The sequence below is a fragment of the Roseisolibacter sp. H3M3-2 genome, assembly GCF_029211165.1.
Taxonomy (GTDB): domain Bacteria; phylum Gemmatimonadota; class Gemmatimonadetes; order Gemmatimonadales; family Gemmatimonadaceae; genus Roseisolibacter.
In genome coordinates this window covers 1-4,737 of record NZ_JARGEK010000361.1, presented here as the reverse complement: position 1 = coordinate 4,737, position 4,737 = coordinate 1, and the positions used below count along the sequence as shown (strand labels likewise).

The 4,737-nt window shown below is 77.4% G+C and carries 5 protein-coding genes; 1 reads left to right on the top strand and 4 read right to left on the bottom strand.

What is annotated here, in order from left to right; genetic code table 11:
- On the bottom strand, positions 1-1,739 hold a 1,739-nt coding region (locus tag PYV61_RS21050), incomplete at its 3' end, for an efflux RND transporter periplasmic adaptor subunit (protein WP_275835330.1).
- 41 nt (positions 1,740-1,780) lie between these two features.
- Positions 1,781-3,166 carry a TolC family protein gene (locus tag PYV61_RS21045; RefSeq protein ID WP_275835328.1) on the bottom strand — a complete coding sequence of 462 codons (1,386 nt, stop codon included), beginning with the start codon at positions 3,164-3,166 and terminating at the stop codon, positions 1,781-1,783.
- Between the two features lie 313 nt (positions 3,167-3,479).
- Here PYV61_RS21045 and PYV61_RS21040 point away from each other — a divergent pair, with 313 nt between their 5' ends.
- Positions 3,480-3,881, top strand: a complete 402-nt coding sequence (locus PYV61_RS21040; protein WP_275835325.1) for a hypothetical protein — start codon at positions 3,480-3,482, stop codon at positions 3,879-3,881.
- Positions 3,882-3,908: 27 nt separating this feature from the next.
- On the opposite strand, the gene PYV61_RS21035 is transcribed toward PYV61_RS21040, so the two are convergent.
- Positions 3,909-4,367 carry a nuclear transport factor 2 family protein gene (locus PYV61_RS21035; protein WP_275835323.1) on the bottom strand — a complete coding sequence of 153 codons (459 nt, stop codon included), beginning with the start codon at positions 4,365-4,367 and terminating at the stop codon, positions 3,909-3,911.
- Positions 4,364-4,737: CopD family protein (locus PYV61_RS21030; RefSeq protein WP_275835321.1), on the bottom strand; the 374-nt coding region annotated here is incomplete at its 5' end. The genes PYV61_RS21030 and PYV61_RS21035, both read right to left, overlap by 4 nt.

The window sequence follows — 4,737 nt, the reverse complement described above, 5'->3', positions numbered from 1 at the left end:
CCGCCGCCGGGCGCGCCGCCGCCACCACCCGGACGGCCACCGCCACCGCCGCCGGCCGGCGCGCCCCCGCCGCCGCCCGTCCCCGGGAGCCCGCTCCGGCTGCGGAGCCGCTCCTGGAACTCGGTGCGCGACTGCTGGAGCACGGCCGCCGAGACGAGCGCGACGTTCTCCCCCTCCTGCAGCCCCGAGAGCACCTCGGTGACGTCGAAGTTGCCGAGGCCGAGCGTGACCAGCCGCGGCTCGAACGTCTCGCCCGACTTCACGAAGACGAGCCCGCGCCGCGTGCGCGCGCCGCGCCCCATGTCGGCGAACCGCCCGGCGCCGCCGTTGCCGCTGCCCGCGCCGCCCGCGCGCTGGCCGCGGGCGCCCTGCTCGCCCTGCATCTGGCAGGCGCGCGCCTGGCGCGGGTCGACGCCGGCGCTGTCGTAGAGCGCGCGCATCTGCTCGCGCGCCTCGGGGCCGGCGCCCCCGTCCTGCATCTGCTGGCGCAGCGCGCCGATGCGGTCGCGCACGCCGGGCTTGGCCGCGAGCTTCTTGGTCACCGAGTCGCACAGCGCGGGCGAGACGTCCGGCATGTTCCCCATGCCCCCGCCCATCCCGCCGCCGTTGCCGCGCCCGGCGCCGTTCCCGCTCCCGCCGTTCCCGCTCCCGCCCTGCGGCGCCCCGGTCGCGTTCACCGCGTTGGTCGTCGGCGTGTCCCCCGCCGCCCCGCCCCGCCCGCCGCGCCCCTGCTGCATCAGCGCCTGCACCTTGGCCGGGTCGATGCCGAGCGCCGCGGCCGCGGTGGCCGCCTCGCGCATCGGGCGCACCGCGTCCACCGGCACCGCCAGCACGCCGTCGCGCTCGTCGACGAGGATCGACACGTCCGAGTTCATCCCCGGCATCAGCGCGCCGTCCTGGTTGTCGATGCGGATGAGCACCGGGAACATCGTCACGCTCTGCTGCACCGTGGCGCGCGGCTCGATCTTCTCGACCACGCCGCGGAAGGTGCGGCCGGGGTACGCGTCGACGGTCACGCTCGCCGCCTGCCCGGGCTTCACCTTCCCGATGTCGCTCTCGGTGACGAGCGTCGAGTCGTAGACGGTGCCGAGGTTGGCGATCGACAGCAGCACCGTCCCGCCGCTCGGCGAGTTGGTGCTCGACGTGATGACCTGGCCGAGCGAGACGTTCTTGGCGATGACGGTGCCGGCCGACGGCGCGGTGATCGTCACGTCCTCGAGCGCGATGCGCGACAGCGACAGCTGCGTGCGCGCGCTGGTGAGCTGCGACTGCGCGTTGGCGTAGGCGACGCGCGTCTGCTCCAGCTCGGGCGCGGTGATCACGCCCTGCTTGGCCAGCGCCTGGTTGCGGTCGTACTGCGACTTGGCGACGTCGAGCGCGGCCTGGGCGGCCGACAGCGACGCGCGCGCCTGGTCGAAGCGGCTCTGCGGGTCGCGCGGGTCGACGCGGACCAGCAGGTCGCCGGGGCGCACCTGCTGCCCCGTCTGCGCCGGCATCTCGACGATCTGGCCCGACGCCTTCGAGCGCACCTCGACGGCGGCCATCGGCGTGATCACGCCCGTCGCCTCGACGTCGACCACGACCGTCTGCCGGCGCACCGGCGCGGTCTCGATGGCGGCCGCCTCGGCCTTCTGCTTGGTGCAGGCGGCGACGGCGCCGAGGGTGCCGAGCGCGGCGAGGGCGGCCCAGGGGGCGAGTCGCCGGGACGCGCCGGCGCGGGACGACGATGGAGCGGGCATGGCGGCCGGCGTGGGGGTCGGGAGGGGGCGGGGGGCGGCGCTCACAGGTCGCGCCCGATGATCGACTCGAGCTGCGCGCGGGCGGCGCGCGCGTTGAAGCGCGCCTGCACCAGCGCCACCCGGGCCTGGTTGAGCGTGGTCTGCGAGGTCAGGACGTCGAGCAGGGTGGAGGCGCCGAGCTCGTAGCGCTGCTGCTGCACGCGCAGGTCCTCCTCGGAGGCGACGACCGTCGCCTCCTGCACCGCGATCTGCTCCTGCGCGAGGCGGAGCGCGACCTGCGACTGCACGAGCCCCTGCTGCGCCGCCAGCCGCGCGTCGCGCAGCGCCGCCTCGGCGTTGGTGGTCGCGATGTCCGCGCGCACGACGGCCTCCTCGCGCGCGTACTGGTTGAACACCGGGTAGCTGAACGTGAAGCGCATCTGCCCGCTGAAGCGCGGGTCGTTCGGGATCAGGTCGAAGCCCGCCGACGACGTGGTCAGGTTGCGCCCGTAGCTCAGCGACAGCGTCGGGAAGTACGGCGTGCGGCTCGACCGCTCGGCGGCCTGCGCGGCGGCCAGGTTGGCCTGCGCCTGCCGCACCGACGGCGCCTGGTCGGCCAGCCGCACCAGCTCCGCGCTGTCGGGGAGCGCCACCGCGTCGGCCGGCGCGCCGCTCGGCGTCGCGGCGACGGTGAACGGCGAGCCCACGAGGCGCGTCAGCGCGGCGTCGGCCACCGCGCGGTCCTGCCGCGCCTGCAGCAGCGCCAGCTCGGCGTTGCGCACCGCGATGCTCGCGCGCAGCGAGTCGGAGCGCGTGACCGTCTGCGCGAGCACGCGCGCCACCGAGACGCGCAGCTGCTGGCGCGCCTGCTCGAGCTGCGCCTGGATCGCGACCTCGGACTCGCGCGCGGCGAGCGAGGCGTAGTACTGCTGCTTGACCTGGAAGGCGAGCGTGAACGCCTGCGCCGTCTCGCCGGTGACGGCCGCGGCCTGCGTGGCGCGCGCGCTGCGCAGGTCGTAGGTGCGGCGGAAGCCGTCGAACAGGTCGACCGAGGCGTTGAAGCCGGCGCTCCCGGCCCACCGCCCCGCCTGCAGCTCGCCCGTCTGCTGGTTCACGCGCGCCGTCGCGGGGCTCTGCTGCGTCGTGTTGGCGTTCAGCGACAGGCTGGGGATGAACGCGGCGTACGCCGAGCGGATGCTGGCCTCGCTGGCGCGCAGCTGCCCGCGCGCCTGCACGGCGGCGGGGGCGTTGCGGCGCGCCAGGTCGACGGCCTCGGCGAGCGAGATCGGGCGGGCGGCGTCGGGCGCGGCCGACGCGGTGGCCGGCGCCGGGGCGGCGGGCACCTGCGCGCCGGCGGTCGCCGCGCACGCGGCGAACGTCAGCAGGACCGGGAGGACGGGAACGAGCACGGCACGCGCGCGCGGCGGCGTGCGGAAACTGGCGGGCATGAGCGACGAGTGAGGAACGCGGGCGCCCTTCGGCAGGCTCAGGGCAGGCTGGGGATGCCGGTACTCCGGCGGACGCTCGGAGGCCCGCGGCGTTAAGCCCGCGTCGCCCCGGCGACCCCCGCGGCGCGGTCGCTCCGGGCGACCGCGTCCGGTGCAGAGAACGCGCCCCGGGGGTCCGATGTTGAACGAAGACGGGGACTTGGCGGGTCCTGGCCCCCCGTCTTAACGGATGCCCGGCGGGGGCGTCTCACCGGGGTGCCGCCCGGAAACCCGGGCGCGCCCCCGTCCGTTCCCGCGCCTCCCCGGAGCCCCCATGACCCGCCGTCCCGCCCCCCGTCTCGCCGCCCTCGCCCTCGCGCTCGCCGCGGCGGGCGCCCCGCTGGCCGCCCAGCCGCCCGGGGGCGGACGGGGCGGCGCCGGCGCCATGCAGGCGATGCTCTTCGAGGGGATCACCCTCTCGGCGGCCCAGCAGACCAGGGTCGACTCGGTCCGCGCCGCCTTCCGCGCGCGCGCCGAGGCCGACCGTCCCGCCGCCCCCGGGGAGCGCCCCGACAGCGCGACCATGGCCGCCCGCCGCGAGCGGATGACCGCCGAGCGCTCGGCCCTCCGCGGCCTCCTCACCGCCGACCAGGCGGCGACCTTCGACCGGAACGTCGAGAAGATGGAGGAGCGGATGCGCGAGATGCGCGCCCGCCGCGGCGCCCCGCCGGCCTGATCGACCGCGTCGTCCGCCCGCCGGGGCTCAGGAGCTCCGGCGGCGCGACGACCAGTGGATGGCGGCGATCCGCCAGCCGTGCGGCATCCGGGTGAGCACCATCAGCTCGGCGCCCGCGCTGTTGACGGGGCGCCCCTGGTACTCACCCTTCGTGGTGCTCGTCCCGACGACCCACGCCACGTCCCCCTGCACCCGCACCCGCAGCGGGGCGCGTTCGCCGGGGACCGCCCGCGCGAAGCCGATGTCGGCCGGCAGGTGGTGCGCCCGGTACTCGGCGACCGTCTCCAGCGACCCGCCCTCCAGGACGGTCGCGTCGGGGGCGAGGAGGGCGAGCGCGGCCGCGCTGTCGCCGCGCGCCAGCGCCTGGTGGAACTTGGTCACCGTCAGCGCCGCCTCCGCCGAGTCGGTGCCGACGGGGGCGCCGGACTGCGCGCGGGCGGCCGCGGGGAGGACGACCGCCGAGGCGACGAGCAGGGCGCGGATCATGGCAGCGGGGGGACGGGGGTGGGGAGGGCGACGAGGACGGCGGTGACGACGAGCGCCGCCGCGGCGAGGGTCAGCTCGACGGCGGCGGCGCGGCGCACCCGGCGCGCCCCCGTCGGGTCGGTAGCGGCCGGGACGCCGCGGCGCCAGTTGAACGCGCCGAGCGCGGCGACGCCGCCCAGCAGCGCCAGCTTGAGCAGGAGGGTGCGCCCGTAGGCGCTCCCCCACAGCGCGTCGACGGCGCCGAGGTGCCACCAGGCGGCGGCCAGGCCGGTGAGCGCGACCGCGCTGCCGCAGGCGAGGGCGACCGGGGAGAAGGCGCGCAGCAGCGCGCCGGCGGTGGCGCCGGGCGTCGGGCCGCGCAGCGCCGCCG